Origin of the sequence: Longibacter salinarum (genome assembly GCF_002554795.1) — a bacterium.
In the GTDB taxonomy this organism is placed as follows: domain Bacteria; phylum Bacteroidota; class Rhodothermia; order Rhodothermales; family Salinibacteraceae; genus Longibacter; species Longibacter salinarum.
In genome coordinates, this window is sequence record NZ_PDEQ01000009.1 from 47968 (window position 1) to 67013 (window position 19046).

The 19046-nt window shown below is 59.8% G+C and carries 17 protein-coding genes and 1 tRNA gene; 12 read left to right on the forward strand and 6 right to left on the reverse strand.

What is annotated here, in order from left to right; genetic code table 11:
• The first annotated feature begins 123 nt into the window (after positions 1-123).
• On the forward strand, positions 124-1749 hold the full coding sequence (locus CRI94_RS15320; protein WP_098077848.1) for a S8 family peptidase: 1626 nt from the start codon (positions 124-126) through the stop codon (positions 1747-1749).
• Between the two features lie 639 nt (positions 1750-2388).
• On the opposite strand, the gene CRI94_RS15325 is transcribed toward CRI94_RS15320, so the two are convergent.
• The 3 genes from CRI94_RS15325 to CRI94_RS15335 form a co-directional block, all read right to left on the reverse strand.
• Positions 2389-3852 (reverse strand): alpha-amylase domain-containing protein, encoded by a 1464-nt coding sequence (locus tag CRI94_RS15325; protein WP_179862345.1) that lies wholly within the window; start codon positions 3850-3852, stop codon positions 2389-2391.
• A 312-nt stretch (positions 3853-4164) separates the two neighbouring features.
• Positions 4165-5505, reverse strand: a complete 1341-nt coding sequence (glnA, locus tag CRI94_RS15330) for a type I glutamate--ammonia ligase (protein WP_098077854.1) — start codon at positions 5503-5505, stop codon at positions 4165-4167.
• Between the two features lie 61 nt (positions 5506-5566).
• Positions 5567-6061 carry an Lrp/AsnC family transcriptional regulator gene (locus CRI94_RS15335; protein WP_098077857.1) on the reverse strand — a complete coding sequence of 165 codons (495 nt, stop codon included), beginning with the start codon at positions 6059-6061 and terminating at the stop codon, positions 5567-5569.
• Positions 6062-6618: 557 nt separating this feature from the next.
• Here CRI94_RS15335 and CRI94_RS15340 point away from each other — a divergent pair.
• From CRI94_RS15340 to CRI94_RS15350, 3 genes are all read left to right on the forward strand, one after another.
• Entirely contained in the window at positions 6619-7629 is a 1011-nt protein-coding gene (locus CRI94_RS15340; protein WP_098077860.1) for an NAD-dependent epimerase/dehydratase family protein, read from the forward strand.
• A 183-nt stretch (positions 7630-7812) separates the two neighbouring features.
• Positions 7813-9000, forward strand: coding sequence for a glycine C-acetyltransferase (kbl, locus tag CRI94_RS15345; RefSeq protein WP_098077863.1), 1188 nt, complete (start codon positions 7813-7815; stop codon positions 8998-9000).
• A 109-nt stretch (positions 9001-9109) separates the two neighbouring features.
• A complete protein-coding gene (locus CRI94_RS15350) occupies positions 9110-10456 on the forward strand; it encodes a tetratricopeptide repeat protein (RefSeq protein ID WP_143815435.1) in 1347 nt (448 codons plus the stop codon).
• Positions 10457-10465: 9 nt separating this feature from the next.
• Here the strand turns inward: CRI94_RS15350 and CRI94_RS15355 are convergent, their stop codons facing one another.
• From CRI94_RS15355 to CRI94_RS15365, 3 genes are all read right to left on the reverse strand, one after another.
• Complete coding sequence (locus CRI94_RS15355; protein ID WP_098078198.1) at positions 10466-11428, reverse strand: ring-cleaving dioxygenase; 963 nt, start codon at positions 11426-11428, stop codon at positions 10466-10468.
• A gap of 183 nt (positions 11429-11611) precedes the next feature.
• Positions 11612-12916, reverse strand: a complete 1305-nt coding sequence (locus tag CRI94_RS15360) for a right-handed parallel beta-helix repeat-containing protein (protein WP_098077869.1) — start codon at positions 12914-12916, stop codon at positions 11612-11614.
• Between the two features lie 420 nt (positions 12917-13336).
• On the reverse strand, positions 13337-14074 hold the full coding sequence (locus CRI94_RS15365; protein ID WP_098077896.1) for an XRE family transcriptional regulator: 738 nt from the start codon (positions 14072-14074) through the stop codon (positions 13337-13339).
• 437 nt (positions 14075-14511) lie between these two features.
• Here CRI94_RS15365 and CRI94_RS15370 point away from each other — a divergent pair, with 437 nt between their 5' ends.
• From CRI94_RS15370 to CRI94_RS15405, 8 genes are all read left to right on the forward strand, one after another.
• Positions 14512-15360: a ParA family protein gene (locus CRI94_RS15370; protein WP_179862346.1), complete on the forward strand. Its 849-nt coding sequence runs from the start codon at positions 14512-14514 to the stop codon at positions 15358-15360.
• A gap of 132 nt (positions 15361-15492) precedes the next feature.
• Entirely contained in the window at positions 15493-15828 is a 336-nt protein-coding gene (locus CRI94_RS15375) for a hypothetical protein (RefSeq protein WP_143815436.1), read from the forward strand.
• 107 nt (positions 15829-15935) lie between these two features.
• On the forward strand, positions 15936-16325 hold the full coding sequence (locus CRI94_RS15380) for a roadblock/LC7 domain-containing protein (RefSeq protein ID WP_098077906.1): 390 nt from the start codon (positions 15936-15938) through the stop codon (positions 16323-16325).
• A 44-nt stretch (positions 16326-16369) separates the two neighbouring features.
• Entirely contained in the window at positions 16370-16876 is a 507-nt protein-coding gene (locus CRI94_RS15385) for a GTP-binding protein (protein WP_098077909.1), read from the forward strand.
• A 136-nt stretch (positions 16877-17012) separates the two neighbouring features.
• Positions 17013-17576: a protoglobin domain-containing protein gene (locus CRI94_RS15390; protein ID WP_098077912.1), complete on the forward strand. Its 564-nt coding sequence runs from the start codon at positions 17013-17015 to the stop codon at positions 17574-17576.
• Between the two features lie 87 nt (positions 17577-17663).
• Positions 17664-18035, forward strand: a complete 372-nt coding sequence (locus tag CRI94_RS15395; protein WP_098078201.1) for a hypothetical protein — start codon at positions 17664-17666, stop codon at positions 18033-18035.
• Positions 18036-18150: 115 nt separating this feature from the next.
• On the forward strand, positions 18151-18702 hold the full coding sequence (locus CRI94_RS15400) for a hypothetical protein (RefSeq protein ID WP_098077915.1): 552 nt from the start codon (positions 18151-18153) through the stop codon (positions 18700-18702).
• A gap of 121 nt (positions 18703-18823) precedes the next feature.
• Positions 18824-18897: transfer RNA gene (locus tag CRI94_RS15405), tRNA-Ile, on the forward strand.
• Positions 18898-19046: the final 149 nt, after the last annotated feature.

A 19046-nucleotide genomic window follows, 5' to 3' on the forward strand; every position in this document is an offset into this window, starting at 1 on the left:
ATTGTTAGTGCTTTCGAGGAAATAAGAGCGGGGCTGACTCATCCATTGGCTTTAGGCAAATGAGCCTAGTGAGGCCTGCGCTTATTTCCGGACACGCGATGCTAATCATTTTCTTCCCTCTGTATGAAATTTGCTTCCGCACTACGGCGCGGTCTCGCCTTGAGCGTGATGGCGCTGCTGCTATTCACAACGGCGTGCGACTCGCCGTCACCCACTGCTACTTCCGAATCGCAAAAACCGAATGTAGAGTCTTCGCTCTCCAAGGAGGCCCCAGCTGACAAACCCGGTGCAACGGAGCTTCCGGGCGAAGAAACGTCTGAGCCGATTCCCGGCCAGTACATCGTCGTCCTGAAAGACGGTGCCGTTGCAGCCAAGAGTGATGCTGCCGTTCGCTCGGTCGCAACCTCGCTTCTCGGCAAGTCGGCGGACCTGCAGTACACGTACACCACCGCCCTTCAGGGATTCACCGCGGCGGGCGTGTCGGAGAAACAGGCTGATATGCTGTCCTCCGACTCGCGCGTCAAGTTCGTTGAGCAGGACCGTACGGTGCATGCCTACGCCACGCAGTCCGGCGCCACATGGGGCTTGGACCGAGTGGATGCACGCTCCGGCACGGATGGCGACTACAACTACACGGCTACCGGTGCTGGCGTGAACGCCTACATCATCGATACCGGCATCCTGCCGACGCATAACGACTTTAGCGATGCGTCGACGTTCTATGATGCCTTTAATGACGGCCAGAATGGCGTCGACTGCAACGGACACGGCACCCACGTCGCCGGTACGGTTGGTGGCACCGAGTACGGCGTTGCAAAAGACGCTTCGCTCTACGGCGTCCGCGTGCTGGACTGCTCCGGCGGTGGTACGCTCTCGAGCGTGACCAACGGTGTCGACTACGTAGCGCAGAACCACACGAAGCCGGCCGTGGCCAACATGAGCCTCGGCGGTGGCGCCAGCTCCTCGATCGATAACGCCGTGCAGGGCCTGATCAATGCGGGCGTGACGACGGTCGTGGCTGCCGGTAACTCCGACACCGACGCCTGCAACCAGTCGCCTGCCCGCCTGGCAGATGCGATCACGGTTGGTTCCACGACATCGTCGGATTCACGCTCCTCGTTCTCGAACTACGGTTCGTGCGTTGACATCTTCGCTCCGGGCTCGAACATCACCTCGGCCTGGTACACGAGCGACAGCGCAACGAACACGATCTCGGGTACGTCGATGGCCTCACCTCACGTTGCAGGTGGCGCCGCACTCTACCTCGAGAATAACCCGGGTGCGTCTCCTTCGCAGGTTGCCAATGCACTGACCAGCACGGCAACGCAGGGTGCGATTTCGGGCGTAAATGGTTCGCCGAACCTGCTGCTCTACTCGCTGCTCACCGGTGACGGTGGCGACGGCGGAGACGGTGGTGACGATGGCGGCGACGATGGCGGTAGCGGTGATGCACCATGCACCAGCTGCGACATCTACAGCGGCACGCTCAGCGGGAGTGGCGACAACGACATCCAGCCCGACGGCACGTACTACGCCGGCGATGGAGTCGAAAACGGCTACCTCCGCTCCAGCAACGGTGACTTCGACCTCTACCTCTACAAGTGGAATGGGTACAGCTGGTCGCAGGTCGCAAGCTCGACGTCCACGGATTCCAACGAGGACATCGAGTACAGCGGTAGCTCCGGCTACTTCTACTGGGAGATCTACTCCTACAGCGGCAGCGGATCGTACGACTTCTACCTCGACTAGAGGTCCACGATCGTTGACGCTCATCCACCGGATCTCGTAAGAGAGCGGTTGATGACAAAAACGAGGCGGCTCGTCCCTTCGAAGGGCGAGCCGCTTTTTTATTATACCAACACACCCAAACGTCAAACGCCGGACACCCTCGAGGGGCATCCGGCGCAGACGGCAAGCAGTGAGTGAAGGTGGGGACTAGTGGCGCAGTTGACAGGGCTTGATTCTGCCTGCGCCTGTTTGTGATGAACGTATTATAAACGTATAACGCAGAAACGATAAAGTAAACCCCTCCTCGCGACCGACGCCGATGTATAAAGATCCTCACGATCGGTGCCTACCGTCCGACGGATGGTTCTTCGCCCTCCAGGTGCCGTCACAGCACCGGGTATGATCGAACAGCGACCACCACGTCCCCTATGCCGGCGCTATCGATCCGAGTCCGCGCGGCAGCGACAGAACGACCCACCTTCTCTCTGTCCACGGCCTCGATCTTCCGCAGCCCTGCGTTTACCGAGGCGTTCGAACGGTCCCTGCGTGCCCGCGACATACAGAACGGGCCAATGACTCTCTCGAATCACCGGCCCGCAGTAAGTACCGCAGGTGATGGGCCTGACCCGTTCACCCACCGCACCCTGAATGTCGGCGATTTTAGTAACCATTCGGGGCATAGACGGCATATCCACGCGGCGGTGCCCACAGGTCGACGTTTCCGCTACCGTCCGTCCATTTATCCTGCGGCTGCGATCCGCCATTCCAGGCATAAGCGTGCAGCTGTGTGTTCGCCCACTTCGTATTGATGGTCACGCCCTTCCAGCTGTCCGGGTTGTCGTTCAAGACGAGCACAAGGCCCGGATCGCCGTTCCGCTGAATGATGTAGAGGTCCGGCGCAGAATGGAGCAGCGACGTGGAGCCGGCCGCGAGGTTCTGGTATACCCACACGAGCTGTTTGATACCGGTGGCCGAATTCCGCTGGGCGAGGTTGTAGTTGAAGTAGTCTTTCCAGAAAACTGTCGGCAGCCCCTCATGCGTCAGGATGACCGAATACGCCATCATTTTGTCCGTGAGGATCGGCGCGTCCTTGTCGGTGTCGTGGTTGGACACGAAGGTAACGGTATTGAACGGGTGATCCCAGAGCAATCCCGCGCCCCATAGATTCCGAAGGTCGTAGCCGCCGCTCGTGTTGTTGGCCATATCCTTCAGTGCAAAATGCAGCGGAAAGTCGAAGGCGCTCGCCGAGTAGTTGATGTCGTTCAGCCACTGACTGAGCTTCGACTTGTTGCCGTCGTAGTACTCACCGACACCGAACCCGCCGACGGCCCCCTGAAGTTGCTCGATATACTGCGGATTGATGCCCTTGACGAAGTCATAGCGCCACCCGTCGTATCCGAGTGAGTCGAGGAACTGCTGGTAGTCCTCCACCTCATCATACGTCGCGGGATTCGCGTGGGCGAGGTCCGGAAAGCCTGCGAACGTTCCTGCATCCGCCTGTTCGAATGTCGAGGGATGAAAGTTGTCGTAGTTGAACTGAATGCGGCCGCTCTTCGGGCGAAACTTCGTGTACGTGTCGGTCCCGGTATTCGGGTTGTACTCGAGCTGTCCGCCGGACATGTGATTCACCACGATGTCGGCGATCACGTCCATGTTGTTGCTGTGAGCCGTGCTGATGAGCGACTCGAGTTCCTGCCGGCTGCCAAACCAAGTTTCAGTTCCCATCTTCTGATTATACTCGCCGAGGTCGTAGTAATCGTACGGGTCGTAGCCCATGGACGGGTCGTTCTGCGCTTTCGATGCCGGCGGCAGCCAGATCTCCGTGAAGCCGTCGCTGGCAAGGGTCGGAATCTTGCCGCTCACGAAATCCCACCATTCGCCGCTTCCGGACTCCTGGGGCGAGTCCCAGTAGAATCCCTGCATGAGAACGCGCGGCTCGTCGCTCGTGGCCGACGTTATAGGATCCGCAGAGGACGCGGAGGTGCTATCCGGCGCGGTGAGTTGGCCGTTGTCGCAGCCAGCGAACAGGCCGACGGCCGTCGACAGGAAGAGCGCGAGACCGAGCGTAAGAAGTCGCCGGACCACAGAACCAGGTGGCGAAGGAGAAGAGGAGGTAATTGACATAGCCAAATGAGATTGAGGACACAAATCGAATCCAGGATGGATATCTCCTCCTATCTTGCAGGTCCGGTCTGCATCGGAAACACCGTTCCCGGACTCGTTTTCACCACCTAAATGCATGAATGTTCTAAATTTACATACATCAAAACATCGTCGATATTATTTACCCATGGAGAGCATATTTAGCGGAAAACAACGGTTCTTGTACGCGAGACCGTCCCGAACCTCGCGACAAACAAAACCGCCTCCCCCGGCATGGTGACCAGAGGAGGCGGACCTAACACGTTAACGCGTTAGGAATGGGTAAGCGAGAGCCTAGAACGTCTCCAGGTACTGATCCAGCTCCCACTGCGAGACGGACGCGAGGAATTCCGTGTACTCGTGCGTCTTCGCCTCGGTGAACTTGCTGGCGATGTGCGGCCCGAGGGCGTCGAGAATAACCTCGTCCTCGTTGAGCGCTTTGATCGCCTGGCCGAGCGTTCCCGGAAGCGTCTCGATGCCGCGCTCGATGCGGTCCTCCTCGGTGAAGTCGTAGATGTTTTCGCGCACGGGTCCCGGGCACTCGAGCTCTTTCTCGATGCCGTCGAGTCCGGCGTGCAGCATCACCGCCAGGGCGAGATAAGGGTTGCAGGACGGGTCCGGCGAGCGGAGTTCGATGCGGGACGCGTTTGGTCCGCGGGCGGCTGGCTTGCGCACGAGGGCGGAGCGGTTCACGTCGCTCCACGCCACGTAGATCGGCGCTTCGTACCCCGGCACGAGGCGCTTGTAGGAGTTGACCGTCGGGTTGCAGATCGCCGTGATGGCGGGCGCGTGCTCCAGAACCCCCGCGAGGAACTGATAGGCCGTCTCACTGAGGCCGAACTCATCTTCCTCTTCGTGAAAGGCATTGCCATCGTCTCCGAAGAGCGAGATGTGGGTGTGCATCCCCGACCCGTTGATGCCGGAAATCGGCTTCGGCATAAAGGTCGCGTGCACCCCGTGCAGTTCGGCGACGGCGCGGACGACCGAACGGAAGGTCGCGATGTTGTCCGCCGTGGTGAGCGCGTCGGCGTACTTGAAGTCGATCTCGTGCTGCCCCGGCGCGACCTCGTGGTGAGAAGCCTCCACCTCGAAGCCCATCGACTCGAGCATGTAGATGATCTCGGCGCGGATCTCCTGCGCGAGGTCTTTCGGCCCCAGGTCGAAGTAGCCGCCGTGGTCGTGCGTTTCGGTCGTCGCGCGGCCTTTTTCATCCTTCTCGAAGACGAAGAATTCCGGCTCCGGGCCCGCATTCATGTCGTAGCCCATGTCCTTCGCTCGTGCGATGGCGCGCTTCAGCACGTACCGCGGGTCGCCCTTAAACGGCTCGCCGGTCGTCGTATTGATCACGTCGCAGATCAGTCGGGCCGACACGGTTGAATCCTCGCGGCGGCTTCGCCAGGGCAGGATGGCGAAGGTGTCCGGGTCCGGGTTGAGGCGCATGTCCGACTCCTGAATGCGGACAAAGCCCTCGATCGACGAACCGTCAAAATAAATCCCGTCCTCGAACGCTTTCGCGGCTTGGTGCGCTGGGATCGACACGTTCTTGACGGTGCCGAGGATGTCGGTGAACTGCAGTCGCAGAAAGTCAACGCCTTCCTCCTGAATCAGAGAAAGGATTTTGTCTTTGCTTGGCATGAACGGTTATTCGTTCGGTGTTTGTAGCGGTGAAAGGGATGCAGCCGTGCGGTGGCCAGAGTTACGCGTCGTCCTCGTCGTATTCGAACAGATCCATCGGCTCGGTGGGCAGCGCGCGGGTTTCCTTGAAGGTGCTCAGCACAATGCTGGTGCTGGTGCTGCTGACACCCGAAATTCCCTGAACGCGCGAGAGGAAGCGCTCGAGTGTCGTGGTGTTCTTCGTGCGCACCTTCATGACATGCGATCCGTCTCCCGTGATGGAATGCAACTCCAGGACCTCGTCCATCGAGGAGGCCTGCTCGACGAACGCGGGATAATGTTCGGACCCATCAACGGACACACGGATGATCGCCGTGATATCGAAATGCAGACGCTTCGGGTCGACCACGGCGTGATAGCTCTCAAGCACGCCTCGATCTTCGAGCTTGCGCATCCGCTCGCTAACGGCGGAAACCGATAACCCTACCACCTCGGCAACGGCACTGCGCTTCATCCGGCCGCGCTCCTGTAGGAGTTCAAGAATGGTTGCGTCAATCTCGTCGATACGATTTGCCACGTGGTACCCTGACCTTTAATTATTTTGGCACGACCCGAATATACATCGCCAATCTTTGCCTTTTCAAGGATAAGGCACAAATATTTTTGTAATTGAGATGAAACCTCTGGGTTATCGATCGTGAATTGGGGATATAGGATTGGGAAATCGCCAAACCCCTCATCGATTTGTCTTGCGCCCGGATGCGCGGCGACCCTGAATGGGCGGGGCGGTGCCTGGTTTGGCACATGGCGGTGCCGGGGCGGACGCATTGCGATGCGCCCGCTACTGGCGGTATCCGCTGTCTCCTATGATCTGTGCCCACATCCCTCACACCCCATACCTCCTCGCTCGCAAGCCGCCTTTCCCTGAATCTTCGGAAGCGGTTCCGAACGCAGGGATGCTTTTCTCGTACGTATCATATTGACATAGACTTCGGCAGGACTGCGCAAACCGGCGTCCCAATCTGGCGGTTGCAGACCTGCTGTGCCCAACCGCCTCGATGGCCGATCTGTCGGCCGGTCGCTCGACCGAGCGCAGACTGATTTTCGTTGTCCTCCTTATTGACTCCCGTCGCCATGTCTTCCATCCTGGTCACCGGTGCCAACGGCCAGATCGGCAGCGAACTCGTTCAAACGCTGCGCGACCGTCACGGCGATGAACACGTCGTCCGCCTGGATCTCCGTCCGCCCTCGTCGACGAGCGTGAACGGATCGGTTAACGGGCAAAACGCTACGTCGCGCACAGCTGCGCCGTTTGTCGTTGCCGACGTCCGGGATCGTGACACGCTCGCCGAAACCATCGAGCGGTACGACATCGACACGGTCTACCATCTCGCGAGCCTTCTGTCTGCAAACGGCGAGAAGGTGCCGGATCGAACCTGGGACGTCAACATCAACGGACTTAAGCACGTCCTCGACCTCGCACGCGACCACGACCTGCGGATCTTCTGGCCGAGTTCGATCGCCGTCTTCGGCCCGTCTACCCCGCGCAACGATACGCCGCAGAACACAATTCTGAACCCGTCAACGATGTACGGCGTCACGAAGCGCAGCGGCGAGCTTCTGTGTCAGTACTACCATCAGCGCTTCGGCGTCGACGTGCGCAGCCTCCGCTATCCCGGGCTGATCAGCTACGCCACGCTTCCCGGCGGCGGCACCACGGATTACGCGGTCGACATGTACTACGAAGCCCTGCGCTCCGGCTCCTACACGTGCTTCGTGCGTGCCGACACGCGACTTCCGATGATGTACATGCCGGACGCGATTCGCGCGACGCTCGACCTCATGAACGCCGACGCCGACAATATCACGATCCGCGATAGCTACAACATCACGGCGATGAGCTTCTCGGCCGAGGAGCTTGCCGACGCCATTCGCGCCCACCTGCCAGACTTCACGTGCGACTTCGAACCGGACGAGCGCCAGCAGATCGCCGACGCCTGGCCCGCCACGATCGACGACCGCATCGCCCGGCGCGACTGGAACTGGAAGCCTGACTTCAACCTCGACGCCATGACGGCCGACATGCTCGCCCACCTCCGCGATACCGTGCAACAGCGCGAGGATGTCGAATCGGTTGAACGTTAGAACGTTGGGCGTTAGGACGTTGAGGCGTTGAAACGTTTTGAGTAAAACGCCGACACTTGCGCCTGCTTTGTATGTTTATCGCACCCGGTGAGATTAGCCCCACAACGTTGCATGATGTTGTTACGTCAGGGCCCAAAAACCCTGAACCCTGAACCCTGAACTCTGAACCGTTTTCAAACCATTATGCCCGAATCCGCAGTCGCTGAATTTCAGGATGAGCTTCAGGAAATCCGTGATGCCGGCCTTTACAAGGACGAGCGCGTCATCACTTCCCAGCAGGATGCCGACATCGAGGTCGAGTCCGGCAAGCACGTCGTCAACTTCTGCGCGAACAACTACCTCGGGCTGGCAAACCACCCGGATGTGATGCAGGCCGCGAAGGACGGAGTCGATGAGTACGGCTTCGGCGTCGCCAGCGTCCGGTTCATCTGCGGAACGCAAACCGTCCACAAGCAGCTGGAAAATGAGCTGTCGGCGTTCCACGAGAAGGAGGACACGATTCTCTACAACTCGTGCTTCGACGCCAACACCGGCCTCTTCGAGACCATCCTCGGCCCGGAGGACGCCATCATCTCCGACCGCCTGAACCACGCCTCGATCATCGACGGCATCCGGCTCTGCAAAGCCGACCGGTACGTGTACGACCATAGCGACATGGACGACCTGGAGGAGCAGCTTCAGGCCGCACAGGACGCCCGCGTACGCATGATCGCGACGGACGGCGTCTTTTCAATGGACGGCGATGTCGCGAAGCTCGACGAAATCTGCGACTTGGCCGAAGAGTACGATGCCCTGGTGATGGTCGACGAGTGCCACGCCACCGGCTTCATGGGCGAGGGCGGACGCGGCGCTTCGGAAGCCAAGGGCGCGCTCGACCGCGTGGACGTCATCACCTCGACCCTCGGCAAGGCACTCGGCGGCGCCACCGGCGGGTTCACGACAGGCCGGGGCGAGATCATTGAACTGCTCCGGCAGAAGTCTCGGCCATACCTCTTCTCCAACGCGGTCGCCCCGATGATCGCGAACGCCAGCCTGAAAGTGCTGGAGATGCTCCAGGAGAACGAGGAGCGGCGCGAACGAATCTGGGAGAACGCCCGCTACTTCCGCAGCGAGATGGAGGAGCGCGGCTTCGACATCAAGCCCGGCGATCACCCAATCATCCCAATCATGCTCTACGATGCGCAGACGAGCGCAACGATCGCCGATGAGCTGCTCGAGCGTGGCATTTACGTGATCAGCTTCAGCTACCCGGTCGTACCGAAGGGCGAGGCCCGCATTCGCGTACAGATGTCGGCCGCTCACTCCCGCGACCAGCTCAACCGCGCCATCGACGCCTTCACCGAGGTAGCGAAGAAGCACGACGTTATATAAGTTGATTGTGGGTTGAGTATTGTGGATAGGAGCGTACAACGCGCCGTCCTACAGGCCCGATCTCCGGTGACGGGGGTCGGGCTTTTTTCAAATGCAGTCCGAAAACCCGATGACTCTCCCCACGGCACAGAGCAATCCGATAGGGCGAAAATCCAACCCACAATCCACCATCGACAATCTACATTCCATCCCCAGCGCCTTTCTCGCAGCCATCATCGCACTCGGACTTTGCCTGACCGGCTGCTCCGGTGCGGAATCGTCGATGGTTCAACCCACCTCTCCCGACTCGTCCCTTGTCGAAGCCGCCACCCTTCGCGACTCGCTTAGACTCTGCCGAACGGGAGATCTGGCTGACGCCCGCCCCTGGCTACAGCAATGGGTTAACAGGCACCCGGATGATGCCACCGGTCACGCCTGGTTCGCTCGAGCGCTATTTCGGGATGGGAAGCCACGGGAAGCGGCATCGCAAGCCAATCGAGCCGTCAAGACATCGGGCTGCAACAGCTTCGCCTACACGACGCGCGGCGACGTGACAAACCCGCAGTTCGTTCTTGAATCGGAGCGCAGCGCGGATGCCGTCTGGCGAGACTACCAGCAGGCCGTCACCTGCAATCCCGACGCGGGCATTGCGTGGATCTCGATGTGGCCGCTGGCGACGCAGCGGGGCGACGCGGACGCCGCCCACCGTGCCATTCAGCGAATCCATGAACTCGACTTCTTCCCCGGCCCCGTCCAAACGCTTGCCCGGTGGATGTTCGCCACCGTACCACCAGACGCCCTTCTCCTCACAAACGGCGATGCCGACACGTATCCGCTCCTCGGCCTCCAGCAGGTCGACGGACGCCGAACCGACATCGCCGTCGTCAACGCCTCCCTGCTAAATCTGCCCGCGTACGTGGAGTACGTGTCGGGGCAGTACGACCTGCCACTTCCGATGGCCTCGGACTCGCTCCGCGCCTTTCGTCCTTATGCCGAGGAGGACGGTGACGTCATCACGCTGTCGAAAGCCGTGGTGAAAGCGTGGTACGACATGCAGGCGACCGGTAAACTCACACGCCCGGTCGTCGGGGCACCGACGCTCACGGCCTCGACGTTCGACGGCCTGCACGACCTGCAGACGACGTCGATCGGTGCGTACACCCACACGGACCCCGATACGCCTCCGCTGCGGGACGCGTCCCGCATCACCCAGTCGTTTCTCTCCCTGGATGCGAGCGACTTCGAGGGACCGGTCGCATCACATCTCGACATGAGCTGCATCCGGCAGTCCAGTACGGGACTCCGCACCGTGATTCTGTACTATGCCGTGAGCTACGCCGACGTGATGATCGAACAGGACCGCCCGCTCCCCGCGCGGCAAATTCTCAACTGGGTCGATCGCCTGCGTCCCGACCTTGATCTCGAGCCGGATGTCGTCCGCTACCTGCATACCCTGCGCGAGCGTCTCGAGAGCTAAGCATCGCGACTACGAGGTACCGTCTACCGGATTCTCCAGCGGCGGAAGGGCTGCCTCAATTTCCTCGCGGCGATCCTCCAGCCACGGCGGCAGAATCAGCTCTTCGCCAAGGTGCTCGAGATCCTCGTCGGCAGTAAAGCCCGGCCCGTCCGTCGCCAGCTCGAAGAGCACCCCGCCGGGCTCGCGGAAGTAGACCGACTGAAACCAGAAGCGGTCGATTTGCTCCGATGGGCGGAGTCCGACTTCAGCAACCCGCGAGCGGAGCGAAAGCTGCTCCTCACTATTGTTCATGCGCCAGGCGGCATGATGGACCGTCCCGGGTCCCCCCTGTCCATGCTGCCCGTCGTCGACGATCTTAATCTCCGCCAGCGTCCCGGAGCGTCCGTCAATCCCGTACCGGTGCCAGCCGTCGTCTTCGCCAACCTTCTCCAGTCCCATGACCCGCGTCAGAACGGCTTCGGTTGCCTCCAGGCGTCGCTCCCAGATGCGAACGGAATGCATCCCGCGAATCTGCTTGTCGACCGGCACCGGGCTTTCCTCCCACGGCGTGAACTCGCGCTCATCGGACGTTTCCACGATGGCCAGACGCATCCCGTCGGGATCCGTAAACGCGAGGGTAGGCTCCCCGAACCGCTTCGAACGTTCTGCGACCTCCGCTCCCGCCTCAACGAGCCGGTCCTGCCAGTAGTCCATCGTGCCCTGCGGCACCGCGAGCGGGATTTCGACGACCTGCCCCACACCCGGCTGCCCCGGCGGCAAGTCCGGCCAGGGGAAAAAGGTGAGGTCCGTACCGGGGCTACCCGCCCCATCGGCGAAGAAGAGGTGGTACGTCTCGGGCGCATCCTGATTGACGGACCGCTTCACCAGGCGCAGCCCGAGTACTCTCTGGTAGAAGTCGAGGGTCGCACGCGGCTCGCCGGAAATAGCGGTCACGTGATGAAGGCCGTGGACGGAGCTGGAGTTCGATTCCATGGGTCGTTCTGAAAACTGATTCGGTACGGCGAATCGGGACGTGATATTATAGAAATACAGAAACATAAACGAACGCCCGGCCTCCGAAGACGCCGGGCGGATCGCACGAAGTAGTAACGATGTTAGGTGCGGGACGTGACGATAACCCGCACGGACCGGCTGCATGCACGACCGGAGCGGTGCCTACCGATTGCCACCTCGATTTCCTCGTCCGCCGACGCAGCTTCTCTCAAGGTTGCGCCCCCACAGGATCGACCGGACGAGCCATGGTTGCACCTCAGCGTCCCCGACCAGAGCGCTCCGGCGCTGGCGGTTCGGTCCGTCATCCGCGGCCGGGTTCGACGCCACCGTCCTTGGGCCGAGCGGATGTCCCCAGTAGTTACAGGTGGCATCGAAGCTCGTGCTCGTCCCATTGTTGAGGCCAACCTCTGAGCGCAGATCGTTGAAGGTCAGTGTCAGCCCCTCCGCGCCGGCGTCCACCTTGACGGCCTCGCCGTTGAAACCGGTCGAAGTCACGCGGTAGATGAAGTTGCGGGTGACGTTCAGGTCAGACGTGGTGGATGCGTCTACATTGACGCCCTGCGCAAACGTCGCCAGCGTGCCGTCGAAGCCGTCGTCCAGGTTTTCGTCATAGGTTGCGTTATCGTCTGACGGATCGCTGTCATTATCCGGGTCGGCGGACAGGCGATAAACAAGGTTCTTCTCCACCTGAACGTTGGCCACCGTGCCCTGCAGAAGAATGCCAAGCGTGGCGTTGTCGCTGTACAGGTTGCGAACGACGTTTTTCCGAATCACGGAGTTCGAGAATCCATCCGCCCGGTCGTCATTCGCAAAGATGCCATTGACCGTCGGAAAGCCCGAGTCTGAGGTAAACTCGTTTCGAAGATCCTCCACGAGATTCCCCTCGATCGTGATGCCCGTGTTGCCGCCGTCGGCAATGATGCCCGTCACCCCAAGCCGGCCCGTCGGCCCCACATCACGGACGCGGTTATGCCGAACCGTGACGTCACTCACATTCGGCCCAATCGAGATGCCGATCAGCCCGCCCGGAAACATGACCTGAAACCCTTCGAGGGTCACGCCATCCGCGAGAATTCGTACGGCGCTTCCCGTCGGAGCATCGCCCCCTTGAATGGTCGCGCCGCCCAGCCAGAGCGAGGTCACCGTGATGTCCGGTGTCGTAATCTCAAGCGTGCCGCTGTAGGTGCCCGGCTTAACGCAGATCACGTCGCCCGACGACGCCGCATCGACCGCCGCCTGGGGCGCATCGGTCGTGACGGTGCAGTGATGGAAGAACTTCGCCTCCGAGCCCTCTTCAAACGGCAGATTCTTCAGCGCCTCGTTGACGAGGTTCTCCTCGGCCTCTGTAGGCGCGTCTGTCTCAGGCGACGATACGGGCGCATCGTCACAACCGGCAAGAGCGAGTGCGACGACAAAAATCAGCGCAAGGGGACGAAGCAACAATCGGAGCGTCGGGATAGACCTCATCGGACCGGAGGGCTGAAATACAAACGAGAATGACAGTGTATGCTATACAAAATCGATATCGCAGGATAACATACGACACACAACCGAATATGACAGATTGGTCCGTCCACACGTAAGTGTTGGACTGATGGGCACCTCATACAGACCCCGAAACGCCCGCGAATCGTCCGTTGTGGAGGCCCGATCCACCAAAACCAGACGGGCACAACCCTCGCGGAGCCGTGCGCGTCCCCTGTGCATCCAGCGCCCGTTAATCGCTGGCATCAGATTCCCCCGCGGTTCACCTCCTGCGTGCCAGAGCGGGCGTCGGGAGGCCTTCGTGCCGCGCCTTCAATTGTAGTGCGAAATACAGCGAGAGGTGCCGCGACGGATTGCGGGTCTCCCTCGTGGACCCAAGGTGATCGACCCATCCATCACGCTTCACATCCGGCGCATGACCGCGAGGATACTTCCCAGCGGCTCATACTCGTGATTCCACTGCTCGCGCTTGATTTCCAAATCGGGGACCGACGTATTGTCCGCCGCGAGAACGACCATGGGACCGCATAACCTGATCCGGCGGATCAGCAATCCCGACGGGCCACGGATCAAACACACCGCCCCGTCCACCAGGCAATCCCGATTCCACATCCCCACCAAAACCCAATCCCCCGACCGGATCGTGTTCTCCATGGTATTCCCGGTCACCTGAAACTCGCGTAGCCGGGCCGGTGCGATTCCGTACGTGCGACGAATGTACGATTCGGAAAGCCAGTGCGGGCCATTCTGGTCCTCGACGAGTTCCGGACCGTCTTTCGACTCTCGCACGCGAACGACAGGAATTTGGTAAAATCGCTCCCCAGAAGCCTTCATCGTCGTTTCGCGACTCGCGATGTCCGGCTTGGCGGATGCGGTCGGAGTCTCCCCCTCTGTCCCCGACGACGCATCTTCCTGCATCAGGGACCCCTCTCCAGACAGAAACCAGTTGATATTTACTCCCAAACGGGATAATCTCTGGAGAACGCTGGACCCCGGCTTGCGATCTCCCCCTGTGTATTTCGCGAAACTAGACGGCTTCATCTCGAGTGAACGCGCGAGTTCACTCTGATTCCCATCGAACATTGCGTCGGCAATCTGTCGCAGCCGATCACCAAAATGATGGATTGACTTTTTACCCATATGGGATATTTATTACCCTAACCGGATAAGATCGAGCGTAATGGCTCGGAAGTCGAGTCGTTCTCTTGCCATGGGATCCAAAATCGAATCCAGCGGGTGCCGGCGAAGAGAGGAGGTCCGTGAAAACCTGGCATCGCACGAGGGGGCACAGGACTCGTTCATTTCCCCGTGCCACAGCCGTTTGAGCGTGATGCAAGGCAATTTTTTCTACTTCCGAAGACATGCTAGCGCCGCTCACGTTACGTGTTGAATGTCGTTCGGGTCCGCCATCCTTGGAGGGAGGCGCGAGAACTCTGTGCGATAATGAACTCGCATCTTGCGACGGTTCCAACGTTTCTTTTCGTCAGGTCGAACGCACTGGCGAACCCGGGAACGGATATTGCAGATTCGATGAAGTGCCCATGTCACCCAACCGTTTTCTCAGCTCATCCCCCGTTATGCTGACGACCATTCCGATCATCAACAACAAGGGAGGTGTGGGAAAGACCACCACAGCTGTGAATGTAGCTGCGGGCCTGGCCCAACGCGGGCGGCGGGTCCTCCTCGTTGATCTCGACAGTCAGGGCTCGGCCTCAATTGCGCTCGGTGTGCATCACGACAACCTGCGTCCGTCCAGTGCAGACGTTCTGTTCGGACACGTGGCCATCGACGATGCCATTCGGGAGACCGGCCTTGAGAATGTTGACCTGATTACCGGATCGCTGAGTCTCGCCGACGCAGGCACACGTCTGAAACTTCGGGACAACGGCCAATACCGCCTTCGGAATGTGCTTTCGACCGTCAAAGACTGGTACCAAACGATCATTATCGATTGTGCACCGTCGACCTCGATTCTCTCGGTCAATGCCCTCGTCGGCGCGGACGCCATCATTGTCCCCGTGGCCCCCTCCTATCTCGCGATGGAAGGGGTAATTAGCCTCGGCAAGACCGTTCGCCGGGTCCGCGAGGGAATTGGAGAGGCCGCTCCGATCCTCGGCGTCTTGCTCACGATGGTCTCGAAGGGCGACGATCGTGCAGTTGACGAGATCAATGAACTGCGGAGTCACTACGGCGGCAAAGTATTCAAGACTGAGATCCAGAACGATCCCGCCTTGAAGGTTGCACCGAGCGCGGGCGTCGATATTTTCCGATATGCCCCGGACTCGCCCGGCGCGACCGACTACGATCAGCTGATCGACGAAATCGAGGAGCGGCTTCAGCGATACGGATCCATCTACGGAAACCTTCCCAGTCGAGCATCCACCGGTACGTACCAAGTCAGTAATGCGGGTGGCATCCGGTCGTAGGATCTCCACTTCGATCTCGCGCCACCTAGCCACCACGATTCATCACAGATCGACACGAGCAATATGGGAATATTCGGTTCCCGAGACAAGGACCCCCTCCTGCAAAACGATCCCCTCGCAGAGCCCTCTGACGTGGCGGCGACGTCCGAGGATGAGCGCAACACGGAGACGACGCGCTCCACCGACTCACTATTTTCCGAATACCACGAGCCCGACAATACTGCCGTTGACTCCGCCTCCCCAGAGCCAAAACCACTCTCCGCTGGCGACCCACCTCGGTATTTCTGGGACGGCAACCTTCGCGTCATCGTCTGCTCGACGGAAGCGGCCGCCAACGGACAACTCGGCGACGTAAATGCGGCGCTCGACCGGGGCTGGCACCTACATCGCGTCGAGGTGCGCCACCGCCCTCGTTCGTCACGTGAATCCCGATTTCTCACATTCATTCTTGCCCAATCGGACCCGTAAAACGAGTTCCATCCGTTCTCGACAGACCGCAAGCACCGACGAGCCTCCGTTCGTAGTGGACCGGATCGCGCAACACATCACACACTCATGAACTAACGACGCATCCCATGTCAACCATTGAGAGCATAAACAGTGTCCTGAAAAACCTCGCAAACGCAATCCCGGGCCAGATCGACGGCACGGTCATCGCCTCGACAGACGGATTTGTGATCTCCGACACGTTGACCGGTGAAGAGGCGGAAGAAGTCGCCGCCATGGTTGCAACCACAATGGGCGTGAGCAAACGCATGTCGTTAACACTGACCGCCGGCGACGTCGAGGAAACGAGCATCAAGGGGGAAAACCGTAGCGTGTTTATGTATCGTGTCGGCGGCGAGGGGGTCCTGGCCGTTATCGCGGCGGGCGATGCGAATGTCGGCATGATCAATCTCCGCGCACGTTCGGCCGCCGACAAAATTAAGGCGTACCTCGCCGATCCCTCGACGGCCTCGGCGTAAACGGCCAGCCCCCACCTCTCCCCGTCTCTCGAGCCCCCGCTCCCATGTCCGACCTCAAGATTGTGGTCACGGGCCCGTTTCACGCAGGCAAAACGACGTTTGTGCGCTCATTAGCCCGTGAACAGACCGTATCCACCGAAGAAGCAACCACCCTGTCGGTCGCCAAAGAGCACACGACCGTGGGTCTCGACTTCGGATGCACACGTGTCGGACGCCACTCGGTCAAGCTGTTCGGCACGCCCGGTCAGAAACGGTTTGCGTACATGTGGGACGTGCTCTCGACCGGTGCTGACGGGATCATTCTCCTGATTCCTGCCGATCGACACGACGCGCTCGTCCAATCTTTAACCATCACGAAGCACCTCGGAAAAAAGGAGAAACGACCGCTTGCGGTCGGCATCACGCGGATGGATTTGGCCGACAACGATCCCTTCGATCGCATCTCGCGCACGCTCGGGAAGATGACGCTTTCGATCGACCACATAGACGCGCGAGATGTCGATCAGTGTATGTCGCTGGTCCGTGCACTGGCCCACCATATCGATCCATAAGCGGCACGTCCGTTCCGCACCCCGAGTCCCGCGCACGGGTTGCACCTCCGTTCCTCCCCTCCCTCCCAACGTTCCGCGCATCCGTCATTCGGGCCGCGGACCGCTACCTCCTCATCAACGAACGAATCTCTCTCCAATGGAAAACTACCAAGAACGAAAAAGCTGGTCGGTAAAACAGAAAAACATCCATGCCGAGCTGGCCGACCTGATGAATCTGAGCGACACAGACAAAGAGCTTCTGTCTAACCTCCAGAGCGAGGCGGAAGAGCAGACCAATGCACTCACCGACGATTTTTACGAACGCCTTCTTGCCCACGAAAACACGAAAGAGTATCTTGAGGGCGAGGATATGGACGACCGGCACGCGATGATCGCCGATTGGTTCGTCGACCTGTTTAGCGGGAGCTATGACGAAGAGTACGTCGCCCACCGACTCAACATCGGCCACATTCACGTTCGAATTGGCCTTCCCGTCCGCTACCCACTCTCGATGATCGACGTGATTTCGAGGCACGGCGAGAACGTCGTCGCCAAGAGCAGCGATCCGGAACAGGCAAAACGTGCGTTCCAGAAGGCATTGTCTCTCGATATAGCCGTCTTCAATCAGGCCTATGAAGACCGCCAACTCAAACATCTTGCCGACCTCGTTGGTGGCGAGCGGCTGGCCCGTCGGCTTCTAACCGGTGGGGCAGGCGGGTGAACGCCATGTCTTTCATCACTCGCTTCACCGCGACGCGAATGCATCTCTGCGCTCGCCTTCTCGATTCCACGTATAGCATGAATGACCATGGCTACGATCCGAGAATCTCTACAAAAGGCGATGCACATCGACGGTGCGATCGGCGTTGCGCTGGTCAATTTCGAATCCGGAGTTTGCCTTGGGACAATGGGGGGAGGATCTCTGGACATGGAACTGGCCGGAGCCGCCACGACGGACGTCGTTCGCTCCAAGATCAACCTTATCGATCAATTGGCGCTCGATGATCAGATTGAAGACATCCTCATCACGCTGGGCAACCAGTATCACCTCATTCACTCCTTTCCCAGACACGAATCCGTCTTTTCCTATCTCATTCTCAACCGAGAAAAAGCAACTCTTCCGCTTGCTCGCACGCACCTTCGGTCCATCGGCCGTTCCCTGAGCCTCGACGAATCATGAGGACGTGTTGTCCTCGGCCGGGCGTTGCCGCCCCAGAAGCACAGGAGGCGGAAACACCCTTGAGGTTCAGGTCGCCCCCCTGCTGCACCTTGTCTATCTAATCGGATTGATTTCCATGTCTTCCCACCGCAAGCGCCTCAATATCAAGAATCGCATTGAGGAGTCCGACATCCCGATCGAAGGTCGCGAACCGTTGAAGAGATTGTGTCAGATGGTCTTCGACGACGACTGTGGCGAACTGAAAAACATTCGCGTCGCCTGGGAGGTCCCAGATCAGAATGCCGGGCGCAGTGCCCCGCGCGACGACTGGCGGATCTACGAATGCGACGTGCTTGGCCTCCGGTTTTCCGTTCCCTGCGGCACCCCCATTCCCATGATTCTGGCGGAAGAGCACACGCCGGACGGGGACGTGTTAAGTGTCGTCTACCGGTTCGTGCACCCCGATTTTCTGACCAACACGGATGCCCTTCTAGATAATCTCGTCCAGCATCTCCAGGACGAGATTCAGGACCGGCTCGCATCCCTTTCGACCACCTACAACCTGGTTACGGCGCTGCACGACATGGAGACGCTTCCGATCGAAACGTCGGCGCCCGAATCAGTTGCCCGCACGAACGACCGGGGCTACGAGCGCATCGATGAAAGTCCACTAGAAGGGAAGGCCTAACGACTAGCCGAAGCAGCCCAGCATGGTTTCCCCACGTGAACCCCGGCCACCGGGGAACCGTCGCTGGACCGGACCGTGCAGAGAAATCGGCGGCACCGCATTCCGCCGCATACGGCATTCAGGGCCCGTAGCTCAGTTGGTTAGAGCAGTCGACTCATAATCGATCGGTCGTGGGTTCAAGTCCCGCCGGGCCCACCCTCATGTTGGAGCAAAAAGAAGCCCCTGAACGCCGGAGACGGCGGGTTCAGGGGCTTTATTATTTTGCTAAACCGAGGCCGCAGACGGGCCGCGAAAGCAGGATTATGCAGGCGATTGCAGAATTGTGCGTAGGATGGGGGTAAAAG